Here is a 16,204-nt window from a genome sequence, read left to right on the forward strand (position 1 = left end):
CCCCTCGTTTCACCGCCAGCCGGGACGCTTCGTCGCTGCGAGCGACCGGAGCCCTTTGATAAAGGCGGCGTGGATTTCAGAATCCTCGCCCGCAGCCACCGCATGGGTTTCCGCCTCGCCGATCAGGCCCTCCACCTCGTCTGTCATGCCGTCGCCAAGGCGAACGAGAGCCTCGGCCCGCGCACGGACAAGCAGCAGGGCGGCGTCCGGATAGCGGCCGGCGAGCCGCGCGGCCCACAGGGGCAGATCGTCGAACGATCCCCGGATCTCCTCGCGCCGGGCCAGGATCATAGCGGCCGCCTCGCGATGCGCGGGCCAGGTCATGAGGAACGCCAGCCCCTTCATCGGGTCGACGTGGGCGCCGGCGAGGGCGAAGGCCCGGTCCAGCGCGATGACGTCCTCGAAGTCCGGCAGCCCCGCCAGCAGGGTCCTCAGCGTGTCGTCCGAAAGGGTCCGCCCGAACAGCGTCCACCGGGCTTCCTCCGCCCGGGCGGTCTTTCCCTCCGCTTCCAGGACCGCGATCTCGGCCGCGTGCCAGCTTTCCGGCAGGGGCGCCGGCTCCACGGCCCTGGCCCGGCCCCATCGGCTGGCCGGCGGACTTTCCGTCCGCGACGCTTCGAGCGCCGCGCGCGCCTCTTCCGCGCGGCCGGCCTCGGCAAGACGTCTGGCGATCCCTGCGGCGACATCGGGCTTTCGTCGGTCATCATCCGGGATGGCCAGGACCCAGGCGTCGATGTCGCCCGCCCGATCCGCCAATTTGCGCACGACCAAGGCAAGCCGGCCCGTCGGGCGCGGCCGTCCGCGCGTCAGGTCGGCCAACAGCCTCTTGGCCACAGCCGGGCTCAGGGCGGCTGCGCCGCGCCCGACCCACGAAGCCCATTCCGACAGCCTTGCGGACAGGGCCTCCGTCAACACGGGCGCGGCGACATCCGGGCCGACCGCCGAAGCCAGCGACGCCAGATCCGCCGTCGCGCCGTCAAAGACGAGGGTGAGTTCGCCCTTGGGGTCCTTCACCCGTGCGGTCAGCGATGGATAGAGGTCAAACCAGGCCGCCAGACGGTCGAACGCCAGCTTCGCATCCATGGGGGCGAGCCGCCCGACGATCATCCGCCGCAGCATCTGGAGGTCCGCGATCAGTTCCGGCCGCTTGCGCCAGGACACGCGGGCCCGGCTGGCGGCCAGGGTGGTCAGCCGCTTGTCCAGTTCCAGCGCCAGGTCGGGCGCTCCGACCTCCGCGGCCAGCTCCATTCGCAGCCGCCGTTTCAGGTCCCCGTTCGCAACCTCGATCAGCAGGGCGGCGAGACGATCCCCACCGAGGGCGGCCAGATTGGCCTCGGACAGGGTCTTCCTTGCTGTGGAGGGGCGTCTGGCCATGCGTGCAGCCAAGAGGCCCGAAAGCGCGGCCGGTGCAAGCGCTGCCGTTGCGGCGAAATGCGCCAGGCGGCTAGCCTGCGTTTCGCTTTATGGCCCCGGGCGGATGCGTATCCGCGGGCGTCGTGACCGGCGGATCGGTCCGGGCGCCGGCCGGAGTTGAACCGAACACATGGAAGCCACGCTGCGCCAAGGCTTCGGCGATACGCAGGATCTCCAGCTCACGCTCGATCCTCGTCAAACTGGCGCCCGAGCCACGCATCCTGCCGCCTCCGCGCCTACGGTCCATCCGTATCGCGGCAGAGGCAAATCAAGGGTCGGTGAACAGGCGACCCGCTGACCGTCCGCAGTGGGCGGACCCCGCCACCCACCCCGGATCGCTTCAGGCCCGGCCCGCTCCAAATCCCAGCACCGTGCCGGTCGTCTGCGCAAGACGCCCATTCCCGGCCGCACCATTGCGGAGCAGTGAGACGACCCGCTCGAGCGCGCGCAGATCGAGACCATCGCTGCGACCGTCGCCACGCTGCTCCATCACCACCTCCAGCATGCTGGCCGCCTCGGCGAGTGAACCGGGTCTATGGGCGAGGATCACGCGCTCGGCGTTTTCCAGTGTAGCGAAATCATCGTCGCTGGCTGTCTGGCGCGTGGCTTCCCACAGCGCGATCGCCTGTCCAAAGGCGCGCTTGGTCGTCATGATAGTGCTCCTGGCCAGACCCCGGGTCCGGCTGGTGATGAAGGTTGGGCATAAGGAGCCGCGCGGGCCTCCCACACCCCGAACAGGGCGAGCAGCATCAGCTGCACCCAGATCACGATGCGAACCGTGACCGCGCCCCAGATTTGCAGGTCGCCGAATATTGTTGCTGTCCAAAGGCCGATCGACAGCAACTGCACTCCGGCTGCGGCGATCAGCCACCAGCGGTCCGTCCGCAACGCCAGCACGATGAGCGTCACAAACAGGGCCACACCCAGAATCGCCACCCCGTAACGAACTTCGCCGATATGCAGATGGTCCACGAACGTCGTTCCGACCATCGCCACGAGGAAGGCGGCTCCTGCAATCCGTTCGGCGAGCCGTCCGGCCACAAACAGGAGACCGATCGTCAAATAGCTCAGAAGCCAGATCGCATGTTGAGCCAGGCTGTACCCGTCACCCAGCATGTCAGCCGTTTGCGGCGATCGTCATGGGCGCCAGCGGATTCTTGTCCTCCCCCGGCCCCTCCATGCGCCACGACACGCCGAGTGTCTCGGCCATCTGGGCGAGCCCGCCGTGACTGCGGACCACCAGGCCTCGCGCCCCGTTCAGTTGCGCCAGACTTGCCACCACGTCGCTGATCTCGGCATGACCGACGTCGGCTCCCACCGCCGCGTCCCGCCGACCGTCGAGCATCGTCTGCAACAACTCGCTTGCGGCCACCATGGCTCTGTCGACGGCGTGCTCCGTCGTGTGGATTTGCCGGGCGATCCTCACCCCTACCTGTGCTCTCTTCACGTCCGCGCTCCGTGGCTGGTCTATGGTTCCGACAAGGTCCGGATCGCGCCGGGAGGCGCCTGTTCGGCGGCGGTGCGTGTAGTCGCCGCCATCACAGACACGATTCCGATCGACACGATCGCGGCTCCCATCGCGAACGCGAGGACCAGAGACAGCCGAACCAGGATGCGCCGGTCAGGACGCGGGAGGAACCAGCTGGACGGGCCCGGGCGATCACCTGGGACGCCGGATTGCTCGTCCGGCGCCGAACCAGGGAACGTCGGGGATGGACCGCTGGGAAGGGGACCGGGAGAAAACGGGGAGGAAAGCGGGTAGTCCCGGGAGACAATACGCACGGCTTCGTAGCGATCAGACGTCCCGAGCCGTTTGTAGGCGTTCGAAAGATGGTTGTTGACGGTGCTCGGCGAGATCGTCGCGCCCAGCCGCCGGGCGATCTCCTTGTTGGAAAGCCCCTCTCCAGCCAGTCGAACACACTGCAGCTGCCGCCGCGATAGCCGGTCGCCCATGCTCCACCCCTACAGACGGTCAGGACCTAAGCCGCTGACTCGAAAGAGAAGGGTTAAACCAAATTCACCGGATTGCACGCGCGAGGCGTATCAGACCTCAGTGGCGGACGCGGACATATGATCCGGGAGCCGCCTCTCCGGCCTTCAACTTGCCGGCCCCGACCTTGCGCGCCTTGACCTTTTCGTCGGCGGCGGCGGCGTCCAGCCAGCCCTGCCATTCAGGCCACCACGAACCTGTCTTCTGTTCGGCGCCCGCCAGCCAGGCGTCAGCCTCGTCCGGCGCCGCGTCATTGATCCAGTAGCCGTGCTTGTTCGCCGCCGGCGGATTGATCATTCCGGCGTTGTGGCCCGAACCGCCGAGCAGGAAGCGTGTCGGTCCGCCGAAGAAGTTCCGACCGGCGTAGGTGTTCTTCCAGGCCGCGACGTGATCGTCCTTCAGGGCCACGATCATGACCGGGGTTTCGATCGCGCCGAGATCCAGCGGGACGCCGTCGATGGACACCCCCCCCTTCTCCCTGAGCCGGTTCCCGCGCAGCACCTGGGCGCCGTATTCCTTCAGCATCCGGGCCGGGATGCGCGAGCCGTCGTCGAACCACCACAGCAGGTCCGAGGCCCGCGCCTCGTCGCCCAGCAGATAATGGTTCACCACCGACGACCAGATCAGATCGTTGGCCCGCACGGTCGAGAACAGCTTGGTCAGGTCGTGCGCCTCGACATAGCCGCGCTCGTCCAGATAACGGTTGAACGCCTTCAGATCCTTGTCCCCGGTGAACACAGACCATTCGCCCATGTCGCCGAAGTCGACGAGCGTGGCGATCAGCGTCGCCGAGGCCACGCGGTCGGCCGCGCCCGTCGCGGCCAGATAGGCGAGGGTCATCGCCGACAGCGTGCCGCCCAGGCAGTAGGAGACCAGATCGACGTCCGGCTCGGCCGTCGCCGCCTCAACGGCGTCCAGGGCGGCGATCACGCCGTCCTTCACATAGGCGTCCAGCCCGTTGTCGGCGTGGCTTTCGTCCGGGTTGGCCCAGGAGATGACGAAGACGGTGTGGCCCTGGTCGACCAGCCACTTCAGGTAGCTGGCCTTGGGGGTGAGGTCGAAGAGATAGTATTTGTTGACCAGCGGCGGGACGAACAGCAGCGGCCGGCGATAGACCTTGTCCGTCGTCGGTGCGTACTGGATCAGCTCCATGAGGGCGTTGCTGAACACCACCGCTCCCGGGGTGGCGGCGACATTGACGCCCAGTTCGAAATCGTTCGGCGCCCGGCGGCTGACCAGGCCCTGCCCCTTGCCGATGTCTTCCAGCAGGTTCGATACGCCGGTCATCAGGCTGAGACCGCCGCTCTCGACCATCCGACGGGCGACCTGCGGATTGGTCTGGGCGAAATTGGTCGGGGCCAGGGCGTTCATCATCTGGCGGCTGGCGAAATCGACCTGGGCGCGGGTCTCCTCATCGACCGGGGCCGTAGCGACAAATTCCTGTAGCTGGCGCGCGGCCAGCAGATAGGCCTGCTTCAGCCAGTCGTAGACCGGCTCCTCGCTCCAGGCCGGGTCGGAGAACCGGCGGTCGCCCCTGGCGGGAGCCGCGACCGGCGCGGTCTCCCGCCCCATCGCCCGCTCGCCCATGGTCCGCCACAGGGCGGTCCAGTCGTTCCAGTTCTTCGCCTGGGCTTCGAACAGCGTCGCCGGACGCATCATCACCGAGGTGTTGAAGTCGATCATCGCCCGGGCCAGCGTCGTCGGATCGTAAGGCAGGACCTGGGGCGTCGTCGCCTGCACCATCGTCGTGCGCACGGCGGCGACGGCATTCTGCATCAGAGTAGTCAGGGTTTCGGCCACGACCATCGGATCGGGCGCGGAGGGGATCGGCGGCGAGACTGGCATGGTGTGGCTTTCGCTTACAGCGAGACGAGGACGTCGACGGCGGCGCAGGCGCGCGGGGCGACAAACAGCAACGCAAGGGCGCGGTCGGGGTTCTCGGCGGCCCAGACCGGACACGGTTCCACCGCGGCCTCGATGAGGGCCGCGACCGGCGAGGGCGCGACGGGCATGTAGGCGGCGGAGTCGAAAGCCATGACGAAGGTCCCCTGAACGAAGTCGCGTTCGATAGCGGCGGTATCTCATGGCTTTTCTGTTCTGACGATGCCAGTACTTGCGCAACGGTTGTGCATTTTTGCACAAGGAGGCCCATGGCGGACTTCAACTGGAATGACTTGCGGGCCTTCCTGGCGGTGGCCCGCACCGGGCGACTGACCACCGCGGCGGTCCGCGTCGGCATGGATCATACGACGGTGGCGCGGCGCATCGCGGCGCTGGAGACGGGTCTGGGCGCCCAGCTGTTCGATCGCAGCCCCCACGGCTACGCCCTGACTCCGCATGGCGAGCGGTTGATGCCGACGGCCGAGAAGATCGAGAGCCTGACCCTGCGCGCCGCCCATGAGCTCGGCGAGGCGGACCAGGCGCTGAGCGGCACGGTCCGCATCGGCGCGCCGGAGGGGTTCGGAAGCTATGTCCTGGCTCCGTTGATGGCGCGGCTGGCCGATCGTCATCCCGGCCTTGATATCCAGCTGGTGGCGATCTCCGGCGTGCTCAGCCTGTCCAAGCGCGAAGCCGACATCGCCGTGACGCTCAGCGCGCCGCGTGAAGGCCGGTTGGTGTCGCGAAAGCTGACCGACTACGGCCTGAGCCTGTACGCCGCCCCCTCGTATCTGGACGCGCGTCCGCCGATCCTGACGCGGGCCGACATGGCCGGTCAGCGCTTCATCGGCTATATTGGCGACCTGCTCTACGCGCCCGAGCTGGACTACATGCAGGCCCCGGACGTGGACATTCACGTGGCCCTGCAGAGTTCAAACCTGATCGCCCAGTTGCAGGCCGCCCTGGCCGGCGCCGGCCTGTGCGTGCTGCCGGACTTCATCGCGGCGCGTGAAGCCGGACTGCGGCGGGTCCTGCCGGACGCCGTGCACCTGGACCGCAGCCTGTGGCTGGTGACTCATGCGGACCTGAAGCCGCTGGCCCGGATCCGGGCGGTTACGGCCATGATCCTCGAAGCTGTCAGGGCTGACCGGACCATGTTCACGGGGACCTGAAACCGGCGTTTACTGTTCAGAGCTTGCACCGCAACGACGAATGTAACATGGTTACTTGGCGAAACACACGAGGGGAAGCGGCTGTGTTCGAGTCACTGAAATGCGCCCGCAAGGGTCATATGTACGTTGACAGCAAAAGCCAGCCGGGCACTCAAGTGTGCGTCCGCTGCCGCCACCGTCGACCGTTCGAAGGGATTGTCGCCCCCGTCAAACCAGCCGACTCTGCACCACCGCCGCTTCAATAAAGCCGGCGAACAAGGGGTGCGGCGCGAATGGCCGACTCTTCAGTTCGGGGTGATACTGGACACCGATGAACCAGGGATGGTCCTCGCGCTCGACGGTCTCGGGCAGGACGCCGTCGGGAGACAGGCCGGAGAAGGTCAGGCCGCCCGTCTGTTCGATCGCCTCGCGATAGTTGATGTTGACCTCATAGCGGTGGCGGTGCCGCTCGCTGATGGTGGTCGAACCGTACATCTGCGCGATCTTCGAGCCGGGCCGCAGCGTCGAGTCATAGGCGCCCAGACGCATGGTGCCGCCCATGTCGCCGCCCTGCTGGCGCAGGACGCGCTGGTTGCCCTGGGTCCATTCGGTCATCAGGCCGACCACAGGCTCGGTCGTCGGGCCGAATTCGGTCGATGAGGCTTTCGGATAGCCCGCCAGGTTCCGGGCTGCCTCGATGACCGCCATCTGCATGCCGAAACAGATGCCGAAATAGGGAATCTTGCGTTCGCGGGCGAAGCGCGCCGCCTCGATCTTGCCTTCCGAACCACGCTCGCCGAAGCCGCCGGGCACCAGGATGGCGTGGGCCGCCTGCAGACGGGCGTCGCAGGCCTCGCGGTCGCCCTCGAAGGTCTCGGCCTCGACCCAGTCGATGTTGACCTTGACGTTGTTGGCGACCCCGCCGTGCTGCAAGGCCTCGATCAGGGATTTGTAGGCGTCCTTCAGCACCGTGTATTTGCCGACCACGGCCACGGTGACCTCGCCGTCGGGGTGCAGGCGCCGCCGGGCGATCTCTTCCCACATCGACAGGTCCGGGGCTGGCGCGTCCGTCATGCCGAAATGGGCGAGGACCTCGGCGTCCAGCCCTTCCCGGTGATAGTCCAGCGGAACGGCGTAGATATCGGCCGAATCCATCGCCTGGATGACGCTGCTTTCGCGCACGTTGCAGAACAGGCCGATCTTGCGCTTCTCCTCGGGCGGGATCGGGAATTCGCAGCGGCACAGCAGGATGTCGGGCTGGATGCCGATCGAACGCAGCTCCTTGACCGAATGCTGCGTCGGCTTGGTCTTCATCTCACCGGCGGTCTTGATGAAGGGCAGCAGCGTCAGGTGCACGAAGCACGACTGGCCACGCGGTAGGTCCTGGCCCAGCTGGCGGATGGCCTCGAAGAACGGCAGGCCCTCGATGTCGCCGACGGTGCCGCCGATCTCGACCAGCACGAAGTCCACGCCTTCCCCGTCGTCAGTCAGGGCGGGCGTCAGGCAGAATTGTTTGATCTGGTCGGTGACGTGCGGGATCACCTGGACCGTGGCGCCGAGATAGTCCCCGCGCCGCTCCTTCTCGAGGATCGTCGAATAGATCCGGCCCGTGGTGATGTTGTCCGACCTGGCCGCCGAGACGCCGGTGAAGCGCTCGTAGTGGCCCAGGTCCAGATCTGTCTCGGCCCCGTCGTCGGTGACGAAGACCTCGCCATGCTGATACGGGCTCATCGTGCCCGGATCGACGTTCAGATAGGGGTCGAGCTTACGAAGGCGAACCTTGTAGCCGCGCGCTTGCAGAAGCGCGCCGAGGGTTGACGAGGGCGGCCTGACCCAAGGCCGGAGCGGCGGATGCGAGGCCTTTTCCCAATGAGGGAGCGGCGGAGGCGAGGCCTTTTCCCAATGAGGAAACCACGCCGCCGGTGATGAACACGTAACGGGCCATGGGAGATCACTCTACCGCTGATTCGAGCGGCGTACTGCGGAGACTTTGAGGGCGGGAGCGGAAGGCGGGGATAAGGTCCCCGCTCATCCTTACTGCGCCGGGGCGGGCTGGGCGGGAGCCGGCGCCGGAGCGGTTCCAGACAGGCTGGATTCCAGATCCTGCAGCGAGGGCGCGGCCGGTTGGGCCGCGGTGGCCGGAGCCTGCGTCGGCGCGGTCTGCGGCGTCGTCGGGGCGACCAGCTCGCCGATCGCGTCCGCGTCGACGATCGAACGGTTCGAGCGCTCGACGTTGCCCAGGATGGTCAGCCCGATGGCGCACAGGAAGAACAGGATCGACAGGACCCAGGTCGTCTTGGTCAGCAGATTGCCCGCGCCGCGCGCCGTCATGAAGCCCGACGGGCCTCCGCCCATGCCCAGGGCGCCGCCTTCGGAGCGCTGAATCAGGATCACGCCGGCGAGCGCGACCGAAATGAGGATCATGGCGACGAGGAGAATGGTCTGGAGCATGGCAGCCGATATGTGTGGCGCGCACCCGCGCCGATCAAGCGGCGGCGTCTAACATTGATGCGGGACGGGAGCAAACGCGCTTTCCCCCCCGGTCGTGGTTGTCGGCCCAGGGGGGCCGAAACGGCCCGGGATCACGCGCCGCGGACGATGCCCAGGAAGTCCGCAGCCTTCAGCGACGCCCCGCCCACCAATGCGCCGCCGACTTCCGCGACGGCCAGAATCTCCATCGCGTTGTCCGGCTTGACCGAGCCGCCGTACAGGATCGGCGTCGCCGCGATCCCCAGCCCCAGCCGTTCGATCATGGCGGCCCGGACGGCGCGGTGCACCTCCTCGATCTGCTCCAGCGTCGGCGTCAGGCCCGTGCCGATCGCCCAGACCGGTTCATAGGCCACGGCGAAGTCGCGGCCCGTCAACGCCGGCGGCAGGGACGCCATGACCTGCGAACGCACCACCTCGACCGCCCGCCCCGCCTCGCGCTGTTCCAGCGTTTCGCCCACACAGATGATCGGCGCCAGTCCGGCGGACAGCGCCGCCTCGGCCTTGGCCGACACCAGAAGATCGGTCTCGCCATATCCCTGACGGCGCTCCGAGTGGCCCAGGATCACGAGACCCGCGCCGGCGTCTTTCAGCATCGCCGCGGAGACGTCGCCGGTGAAGGCGCCGTGGGTCTCGGCCCTGCAGTCCTGACCTCCGATCTCTATAGGGCCCCCGGCCGCAGCCCGCGCCATCCGCTCGATGAGGGTTGCCGGCGGACACAGGGCCACACGACAGGCTGCGGGCTCGCGCTCCAGTGCGGCGCGCAGGGCCTCGACCTCGGTCAGGCTCGCACCCAGACCGTTCATTTTCCAATTGCCGGCGACCAGCTTCACGGATTGTTTCATGTGCGCCTTCTATGCGGCGAGATCGTCCAAGCCAAGCCACGCGGCCCGACAAGAATGGCCATCGTCTTGCCGTGCGGGTCGCTCACCCCCTATAGGCCAAGCGACACTCGCTGCCGTTCCGCCAGGACAGACCATGCTCACCGCATTCCGCACCTTCGCCAAATCCAGATGGGCCATCGGCCTGCTTGTCGTTCTGGCGCTTGCGCTGCTCGTCACCGGGGGCACCCAGCTGGACGTGCTGGGCAACCTGGGACCGAAGCACGTGATCACGGCGGGCGACCGCAGTGTCGGCCAGGCCGAATTCCGCGGCGAGATGGACCGTATTCTCCAGCAGTCCCAGGAACAGGCCGGACGCGCCCTGACCTTCGAGGAGCTGATCGGCGAGGGCGGACTGACCCAGTACCTGCAGCAGCGGGCGCAGCAGCTCGGCTTCCTGAACTGGGCCTGGCAGACGGGCATCCGCCCCGGCAAGGAACTGGTCCTGCGCCAGATCCGCCAGGCGCCGGGCTTCTTCGATTCGGTCACCGGCAAGTTCGACGAGAACCAGTACCGGTCCAAATTGGCGGAAAACAACGCCACGCCCGAGATGTTCGAGGCGCAGCTGCGCGACCAGTACATCACCCAGCACTATGGCTCCGCCCTCGGCGCCGGCATGCGCCTGCCGCGCATCTATGGCGCGGTCCTGGCCAGCCAGGCGCTGGAGACCCGGGACGGCCGCTGGTTCACAGTCACCCAGGCCATGGCCGGCACGGCCCCGGCCCCGACGGACGCCCAGCTGACCGCCTTCATGAACCAGAACGCGGCCGAGCTGCGCCTGCCCGAATCGCGCACCGCCTCCGTCGTCCTGTTCGACGACCGCGCGGCGCCCGCCGCGATCAGCGAGGCCCGGATCGAGGAGCGGTTCAACTTCCGCCGCGACGCCCTGTCCCTGCCCGAGAAGCGCACCTTCGTGACCCTGACGGCGCCGAACCGCGCCGCCGCTGACCGCATCGCCGCCGCCCTGCGGGCCGGCCAGGCGCCGGCCGCCGTCGCCAGCGCCAACAATATCCAGCCGGCTGACTACGCCGACACGCCGCGCAGCGCCCTTGGCGACCCCGCCATCGCCGCCGCCGTCTTCGGCCTCGCCGCCAACGAGGTGTCCGCTCCGGTCCAGGCCAGCGTCGGCTTCGTCGTCGCCAAGGTCACCGCCATCACCCCGGGGCGCCCCGCCACCCTCGCCGACGTGCGCGAACAGGTCGTCCAGGAACTTCGCACCGAGGATGCCCGCGCCGCCGTCTATCGCCGCGTCGAGGCCTATGAGAAGGCCCGTCAGGCCGGCAAGACGCTGGACGCCGCGGTGGCCGAGATCGGCGCCCGGATCATCCAGGTTCCCGCCATCCGCCAGGACGGCAAGCTGCGCAACGGTCAGGACATCAACCCGCCGCTGCCGCCCCAACTGGTCCAGACCATGTGGACGCTGGGCAAGGGCGCCGAGAGCGAAGTCATCGACATGGGCCAGGGCCAGTATTTCGTCGTCCGCGTGGACGAGGTCACCCCCGCCGCCCTGCCGCCCCTGGACGCGATCCGCGCCCCGCTGGCCCAGCAATGGGTGCTGCGCGAAAACGTCCGTCTGCTGACGACCCGCGCCAACGCCCTCGCCGCCCGCGCGCGCCGCGGCGAGGATCTCGCCGCCCTGGCCGCCTCGGCCGGCGCGACCATCCGGACCGGAAACGGTCTGACCCGTCAGTCGGCCCAGGAGCACGGCCAGGGCGTCATTGCCGGCGTGTTCGGCAGCGCCCGCGGCGAGGTGTTCTCGCAGCAGAACACCAGCGACAGCTTCGTCATCGGCCGCACCGAGCGGATCACGCCGGCCTCGGCGGTTCTGGCCGCGCCCGTGGCCGAGCAGTTCCGCCAGCGCATGGCCGGCGACAATGTGAACGCTGTCGGCGAGCTGGCGCTCAAGGCGGCCTCGGCGCGCTCGAAGGCCCGTTACGACGAAGCCCTCGCCCGCATGGCCCTCGGCCTCCCCGCCGAGGCGCCCGCGGCGGCCGCGGGCGCTGCGGCGCCCCGGCGTCCGGCTCCTGCCCCGGGGCAATGAGCCGGAACGCCGACGCGGCCGACTTCGCCGGCTTCCAGCGCGGCTGGGCCGCCGGCCTTCCCCGCATCGTCGTCCGCCGGCTGGTCGACGACCTGGAAACCCCCGTCTCGGCCTTCCTGAAGGTCGGGCACGGCCGGACCCACGCCTTCCTGCTGGAGTCCGTCGAGGGCGGGGCCGTAAACGGCCGCTATTCTATCATCACGCGCGAACCCGACGCCGTCTGGCGCTGCCGGGACGGTCGGGCTGAACTGGCGCGCGGCCCCGCGATCGCCGAAGCCCGGTTCACGCCGGAGAGCGGCGACGCCCTGGCCTCGCTGCGGACGCTGATGGCCGCCTCGCGCTTCGACCTGCCCGGCGATCTGCCGCCCATGGCCGCCGGCCTGTTCGGCGTCTTCGGCTATGACATGGTGCGGCTGCTCGAGCCGCTGGGCGCGGCGAACCCGGATCCGCTGGATCTGCCGGACGCTGTCCTGACCCGTCCCACCCTGGTGGCCATCTTCGATTCCGTCAGGCACGAGATCGTGCTCGTTTCGGCGGCCTACCCTGACGGCGGCGGAACCGCTGAAGCCGCCTTCGCCGCCGCCATCGACCGGCTGGACGCGTTCGAGACCGAACTGCGCGCGCCCCTGCCCGCCCTCCCCCTCGCGGTCGAGGCCTCCGCGCCCGACTTCGCTTCACCGGTCGACGCCGCGGACTTCGGCGAACTGGTGGCGCGGGCCAAGGACTACATCGCCGCCGGCGACATCTTCCAGGTGGTCCTCAGCCACCGCTTCGCCGCGCCCTGGAGCGCCGATCCGTTCGCCTTTTACCGCTCCCTGCGACGCTCGAACCCGTCGCCCTATCTGTTCTTCCTCGACTTCGGCGACTTCCAGCTGGCGGGATCGAGCCCCGAGATCCTCGTCCGTCTGAAGGACGGCCGGGTCACCATCCGCCCCCTCGCCGGCACGCGCCCGCGCGGCGACACGCCCGAGGCCGACCGCGCCCTGGAGGCCGAGTTGCTGGCTGACCCCAAGGAGCGGGCCGAGCATCTGATGCTGCTGGACCTCGGCCGCAACGACGTCGGCCGCGTCGCCGCGCCCGGGACCGTCGAGGTCGTCGAGAGCTTCCGCATCGAACGCTACAGCTCGGTCATGCACATCGTCTCCGAGGTCCAGGGCGACGCGCGCGCCGACCTCGACGCCGTGGACGCCCTTCTGGCCGCCCTCCCCGCCGGCACCCTGTCGGGCGCGCCCAAGGTGCGGGCGATGGAGATCATCGACGAGCTGGAGACGACCAAGCGCGGCGTCGGCTACGGGGGCGGCGTGGGTTACATCTCCGCTGGCGGCGAGGCCGACATCTGCATCGTCCTGCGAACCGCCCTGTTCGCGGCCGGGAGGATCCATGTCCAGGCCGGCGCGGGCGTCGTGGCCGACAGCGATCCGGCCGCGGAATACGCCGAGACCCAGGCCAAGGCGCGGGCCCCCATGCGGGCGGCCGAAGACGCCTGGCGCTATCCGTTCGGCAACCGCTAGGGCCGGGCCGAGACTGCGGTTTCGTCGAACCGCACGCCCGGTCCGAGGACCAGCACCCCGGCCATCAACACCGCCGCCGTCGCCGCCAGCGCCGCCGCGCCCAGCGTCGCATAGGGGTTCGCCGGGGCCGGCGCCGGGGTCAGCAGGACGCGCGCCCTGGCGATGGTCTTGTCGGTCATGGCCGGTCTCCGTTCCACAATCCCAATTCGGGACGGTTCGGTTAACGAAGACTTACGGCGGGATGCGCTTGGCGCGTCGCTCCGCACCCCCTAGAAGCCAGACCATGATCCTGGTCGTCGACAACTACGACAGCTTTACCTGGAACCTCGTCCACTACCTCGCGGAGCTGGGCGCGGAGACGCGCGTGGTGCGCAACGACGACCTGACCGCAGCCGAGGCCTGGGCCCTGAAGCCCGAAGCCGTCCTGCTGTCGCCAGGTCCCTGCACGCCGAATGAAGCGGGCGTCTGCCTGTCCATTCTCGACACCGCGCCGCTGGCCATGCCCATCTTCGGGGTCTGCCTCGGCCATCAGGCCATGGGGCAGGCGTTCGGGGGCGAGGTGATCCGCGCCAAGTCCCTGATGCACGGCAAGACCTCGCCGATCGAACACGCGGGCCGGAGCGTGTTCAGGGGCCTGCCCTCGCCGTTCACCGCCACCCGCTATCACAGCCTCGCGGTGCGCCGCGAAACCCTGCCCGAGGTGCTTGAGGTCACCGCCTGGACAGCCGACGGCGAGATCATGGGGCTGGCGCACAAGACGCGGCCCATCCACGGGGTCCAGTTCCACCCCGAATCCATCGCCACCGAACATGGCCACGACCTGCTGGCCAATTTCCTCGACCTCGCCAACATCAAACGCCGGGCGATGGTCTAGATGGCCGACGGTTTCAAACCCCTGCTGGCCAAGCTTGTCGACGGCCGCATCCTGACCCCGGATGAGGCCCAAGCCTTCTTCGCCGCCTGCCTGCGCGGCGAGCCGACCCCGGCCCAGGTCGCCGCCGCCGTCACCGCCCTGCGGATCCGCGGCGAGACGGTGGAGGAGATCGCCGCCTTCGCCACGGCGATGCGCGACGCGGCTCTGAGACTGGACCATCCGTACGACGTCATCGACACCTGCGGCACCGGCGGCGACGGCCAGCACACCTTCAACATCTCCACGGCCGCCGCGCTGGTTCTGGCCGGCGCCGGTCTGAAGGTCGCCAAGCACGGCAACCGGGCCCTGAGCTCGAAGTCCGGCTCGTCCGACGTGCTCGCGGCCCTCGGCGTCAACCTGGCCGCCAGCCCGGCCCAGCAGCGCCGCTCGCTGGATGACGCCGGCATCGCCTTCCTGTTCGCCCCCGCCTACCACGGGGCCATGCGCCACGTCGGGCCGGTGCGTGCCGAGATCGGTTTCCGCACGGTTTTCAACCTTCTGGGACCACTTTCGAATCCCGCGTCTGCGAAGCGTCAGGTGATGGGCGTCTATGATCCCCGCCTGCTGGAGCCGCTCGCCGAGGTGCTGGGCCGGCTGGGCGCCGATCGGGCCTGGGTGGTGCATGGGCAGGGCCTGGACGAGCTCACCACCACGGGGCCTACCGGGGTCGCCGAATGGCGGGACGGCGCCGTCCGCCGCTTCACCGTCACGCCCGAGGACGCCGGCCTGCCCCGGGCCTCGATCGAGGATCTGCGCGGCGGCGACGCCGAGGAGAACGCCTTTGCCCTGCGCAATCTGCTGGCAGGCGAACGGGGCGCCTATCGCGACATCGTCCTGCTCAACGCCGCCGCCGCCCTGGTCGTCGCCGACCGCGCCGCCGATCTGAAGGAGGGCGCCGCCATCGCCGCCGCGGTCATCGACGACGGTCGAGCCGCAAAGGCCCTGAACGATCTGGTAGTCGCCACCAACGCCCCCGAACCGGAAGAGCCGGCGTGAGCGACGTCCTCGCCGGCATCGCCGCCTACAAGCGGGACGAGGTGGCCGCCCGCAAGGCCGCGACCTCGCAGGCCGCCGTCGAGGCGCTGGCGCGTCACGCCTCGCCCCCCCGCGGCTTTCGCGCCGCCCTCGAGCGCCACGTCGAGGGAACCGGCCGCCCCGCCCTGATCGCCGAGATCAAGAAGGCCAGCCCGTCCAAGGGCCTGATCCGCGCCGACTTCGACCCACCGGCGCTCGCCCGCGCCTACGAGCGCGGCGGCGCGACCTGTCTGTCGATCCTGACCGACGGCCCCAGCTTCCAGGGCGATGACGCCTTCCTGACCGCCGCTCGCGACGCCGTCGCCCTGCCCTGCCTGCGCAAGGACTTCCTCGTCGACCCCTGGCAGGTGGCCGAAAGCCGCGCCCTGGGCGCCGACTGCATCCTGATCATCCTCGACATGGTCGACGACGCCCTCGCCGCCGAGCTGCTGGCCGAGGCCGGACGGTTCGGCATGGACGCCCTGATCGAAACTCACGACGAGACCGAGATGGCCCGCGCCTGCAAGCTGGGCGGCGATCTGGTGGGGATCAACAATCGGTCCCTGCGCACCTTCGAGGTCGATCTGGCGGTCACCGAACGACTGGCCATGCTGAGCCCTGTCCACGCCCTGCTGGTCGCCGAGAGCGGCATCTTCACGCGGGACGATGTGACCCGGGTGTCGGACGCCCACGCCCAGGCGATTCTGGTCGGCGAAAGCCTGATGCGTCAGGCCGACGTCGAGGCGGCGACGCGGGCACTGCTGGTCTGAGGGGCCGAGAGTCCGCTCGAAAAGTGCGGACATTACGGACTCACCGGACTCTGGCCCGGCCAGGTCGGAATGATCAAACAACTGACATTCATAAGCTTTCACCCTGCTTCTCCGATCTGACCCCATCAACTCCATTCACGCACCGGACTTCAGGA

General features: G+C 68.9%; 16 protein-coding genes and 1 pseudogene. 6 read left to right on the forward strand and 11 right to left on the reverse strand.

From position 1 onward, the window contains the following. Nucleotides 1-9: 9 nt before the first annotated feature. The 7 genes from ASD25_RS03035 to ASD25_RS30950 form a co-directional block, all read right to left on the reverse strand. On the reverse strand, nucleotides 10-1,374 hold the full coding sequence (locus ASD25_RS03035; protein ID WP_200943521.1) for a DUF6880 family protein: 1,365 nt from the start codon (nucleotides 1,372-1,374) through the stop codon (nucleotides 10-12). A 379-nt stretch (nucleotides 1,375-1,753) separates the two neighbouring features. Beyond that, complete coding sequence (locus ASD25_RS03040) at nucleotides 1,754-2,065, reverse strand: hypothetical protein (RefSeq protein WP_055829408.1); 312 nt, start codon at nucleotides 2,063-2,065, stop codon at nucleotides 1,754-1,756. After that, nucleotides 2,062-2,529 carry a hypothetical protein gene (locus ASD25_RS03045; protein WP_055829407.1) on the reverse strand — a complete coding sequence of 156 codons (468 nt, stop codon included), beginning with the start codon at nucleotides 2,527-2,529 and terminating at the stop codon, nucleotides 2,062-2,064. The genes ASD25_RS03040 and ASD25_RS03045 overlap by 4 nt, the downstream gene beginning before the upstream one ends. A 1-nt stretch (nucleotide 2,530) precedes the next feature. Further along, the gene (locus ASD25_RS03050; RefSeq protein WP_056614955.1) at nucleotides 2,531-2,860 is read right to left on the reverse strand and encodes a hypothetical protein; all 330 of its coding nucleotides are present in this window, start codon (nucleotides 2,858-2,860) and stop codon (nucleotides 2,531-2,533) included. A gap of 20 nt (nucleotides 2,861-2,880) precedes the next feature. Beyond that, entirely contained in the window at nucleotides 2,881-3,366 is a 486-nt protein-coding gene (locus ASD25_RS29100) for a helix-turn-helix transcriptional regulator (protein ID WP_082560056.1), read from the reverse strand. A 97-nt stretch (nucleotides 3,367-3,463) separates the two neighbouring features. Beyond that, nucleotides 3,464-5,248 carry an alpha/beta hydrolase gene (locus tag ASD25_RS03055; RefSeq protein ID WP_056614958.1) on the reverse strand — a complete coding sequence of 595 codons (1,785 nt, stop codon included), beginning with the start codon at nucleotides 5,246-5,248 and terminating at the stop codon, nucleotides 3,464-3,466. A gap of 14 nt (nucleotides 5,249-5,262) precedes the next feature. Next, nucleotides 5,263-5,439 carry a hypothetical protein gene (locus ASD25_RS30950; RefSeq protein WP_162246620.1) on the reverse strand — a complete coding sequence of 59 codons (177 nt, stop codon included), beginning with the start codon at nucleotides 5,437-5,439 and terminating at the stop codon, nucleotides 5,263-5,265. Nucleotides 5,440-5,553: 114 nt separating this feature from the next. On the opposite strand from ASD25_RS30950, the gene ASD25_RS03060 reads away from it, so the two are divergent. After that, entirely contained in the window at nucleotides 5,554-6,453 is a 900-nt protein-coding gene (locus ASD25_RS03060) for a LysR family transcriptional regulator (protein WP_055829399.1), read from the forward strand. A gap of 207 nt (nucleotides 6,454-6,660) precedes the next feature. Here the strand turns inward: ASD25_RS03060 and ASD25_RS03065 are convergent. The 3 genes and pseudogenes from ASD25_RS03065 to tpiA all read right to left on the reverse strand — a co-directional run bounded on the left by ASD25_RS03065 (nucleotide 6,661) and on the right by tpiA (nucleotide 9,764). After that, nucleotides 6,661-8,377, reverse strand: a pseudogene (locus ASD25_RS03065) (CTP synthase). Between the two features lie 89 nt (nucleotides 8,378-8,466). Continuing rightward, nucleotides 8,467-8,883, reverse strand: coding sequence for a preprotein translocase subunit SecG (gene secG / locus ASD25_RS03070; RefSeq protein ID WP_082560054.1), 417 nt, complete (start codon nucleotides 8,881-8,883; stop codon nucleotides 8,467-8,469). 131 nt (nucleotides 8,884-9,014) lie between these two features. Beyond that, nucleotides 9,015-9,764, reverse strand: a complete 750-nt coding sequence (gene tpiA / locus ASD25_RS03075; RefSeq protein ID WP_055829391.1) for a triose-phosphate isomerase — start codon at nucleotides 9,762-9,764, stop codon at nucleotides 9,015-9,017. Nucleotides 9,765-9,897: 133 nt separating this feature from the next. On the opposite strand from tpiA, the gene ASD25_RS03080 reads away from it, so the two are divergent. Both ASD25_RS03080 and trpE read left to right on the forward strand, forming a co-directional pair. Next, the gene (locus ASD25_RS03080; RefSeq protein ID WP_055829389.1) at nucleotides 9,898-11,841 is read left to right on the forward strand and encodes a peptidylprolyl isomerase; all 1,944 of its coding nucleotides are present in this window, start codon (nucleotides 9,898-9,900) and stop codon (nucleotides 11,839-11,841) included. Further along, nucleotides 11,838-13,352, forward strand: a complete 1,515-nt coding sequence (gene trpE, locus ASD25_RS03085) for an anthranilate synthase component I (RefSeq protein WP_055829387.1) — start codon at nucleotides 11,838-11,840, stop codon at nucleotides 13,350-13,352. Before ASD25_RS03080 ends, trpE begins: the two co-directional genes overlap by 4 nt. On the opposite strand, the gene ASD25_RS03090 is transcribed toward trpE, so the two are convergent. Next, on the reverse strand, nucleotides 13,349-13,531 hold the full coding sequence (locus ASD25_RS03090; RefSeq protein ID WP_055829383.1) for a hypothetical protein: 183 nt from the start codon (nucleotides 13,529-13,531) through the stop codon (nucleotides 13,349-13,351). The genes trpE and ASD25_RS03090 overlap by 4 nt on opposite strands. A 104-nt stretch (nucleotides 13,532-13,635) precedes the next feature. Between ASD25_RS03090 and ASD25_RS03095 the strand changes: the two genes are divergently transcribed. From ASD25_RS03095 to trpC, 3 genes are read left to right on the forward strand one after another with little or no spacing between them, the layout of a single operon-like run. Then, nucleotides 13,636-14,226 (forward strand): aminodeoxychorismate/anthranilate synthase component II, encoded by a 591-nt coding sequence (locus tag ASD25_RS03095; protein WP_055829381.1) that lies wholly within the window; start codon nucleotides 13,636-13,638, stop codon nucleotides 14,224-14,226. Beyond that, entirely contained in the window at nucleotides 14,227-15,261 is a 1,035-nt protein-coding gene (trpD, locus tag ASD25_RS03100) for an anthranilate phosphoribosyltransferase (RefSeq protein ID WP_055829378.1), read from the forward strand. It begins immediately after the preceding gene. Continuing rightward, nucleotides 15,258-16,049 (forward strand): indole-3-glycerol phosphate synthase TrpC, encoded by a 792-nt coding sequence (trpC, locus tag ASD25_RS03105; protein ID WP_055829375.1) that lies wholly within the window; start codon nucleotides 15,258-15,260, stop codon nucleotides 16,047-16,049. Before trpD ends, trpC begins: the two co-directional genes overlap by 4 nt. Nucleotides 16,050-16,204: the final 155 nt, after the last annotated feature.

The sequence above is a fragment of the Brevundimonas sp. Root1423 genome (assembly GCF_001426805.1).

Excerpts from the sequence above, each read along its gene's own strand:
- ASD25_RS03090 (WP_055829383.1), bottom strand. The coding sequence starts at position 13,531 with ATGACCGACAAGACCATCGCCAGGGCGCGCGTCCTGCTGACCCCGGCG.
- trpD (WP_055829378.1), top strand. The coding sequence starts at position 14,227 with ATGGCCGACGGTTTCAAACCCCTGCTGGCCAAGCTTGTCGACGGCCGC.
- trpE (WP_055829387.1), top strand. The coding sequence starts at position 11,838 with ATGAGCCGGAACGCCGACGCGGCCGACTTCGCCGGCTTCCAGCGCGGC.
- ASD25_RS03055 (WP_056614958.1), bottom strand. The coding sequence starts at position 5,248 with ATGCCAGTCTCGCCGCCGATCCCCTCCGCGCCCGATCCGATGGTCGTG.
- ASD25_RS29100 (WP_082560056.1), bottom strand. The coding sequence starts at position 3,366 with ATGGGCGACCGGCTATCGCGGCGGCAGCTGCAGTGTGTTCGACTGGCT.
- ASD25_RS30950 (WP_162246620.1), bottom strand. The coding sequence starts at position 5,439 with ATGGCTTTCGACTCCGCCGCCTACATGCCCGTCGCGCCCTCGCCGGTC.
- secG (WP_082560054.1), bottom strand. The coding sequence starts at position 8,883 with ATGCTCCAGACCATTCTCCTCGTCGCCATGATCCTCATTTCGGTCGCG.
- ASD25_RS03080 (WP_055829389.1), top strand. The coding sequence starts at position 9,898 with ATGCTCACCGCATTCCGCACCTTCGCCAAATCCAGATGGGCCATCGGC.
- ASD25_RS03095 (WP_055829381.1), top strand. The coding sequence starts at position 13,636 with ATGATCCTGGTCGTCGACAACTACGACAGCTTTACCTGGAACCTCGTC.
- ASD25_RS03045 (WP_055829407.1), bottom strand. The coding sequence starts at position 2,529 with ATGCTGGGTGACGGGTACAGCCTGGCTCAACATGCGATCTGGCTTCTG.
- ASD25_RS03035 (WP_200943521.1), bottom strand. The coding sequence starts at position 1,374 with ATGGCCAGACGCCCCTCCACAGCAAGGAAGACCCTGTCCGAGGCCAAT.
- ASD25_RS03060 (WP_055829399.1), top strand. The coding sequence starts at position 5,554 with ATGGCGGACTTCAACTGGAATGACTTGCGGGCCTTCCTGGCGGTGGCC.
- ASD25_RS03040 (WP_055829408.1), bottom strand. The coding sequence starts at position 2,065 with ATGACGACCAAGCGCGCCTTTGGACAGGCGATCGCGCTGTGGGAAGCC.
- tpiA (WP_055829391.1), bottom strand. The coding sequence starts at position 9,764 with ATGAAACAATCCGTGAAGCTGGTCGCCGGCAATTGGAAAATGAACGGT.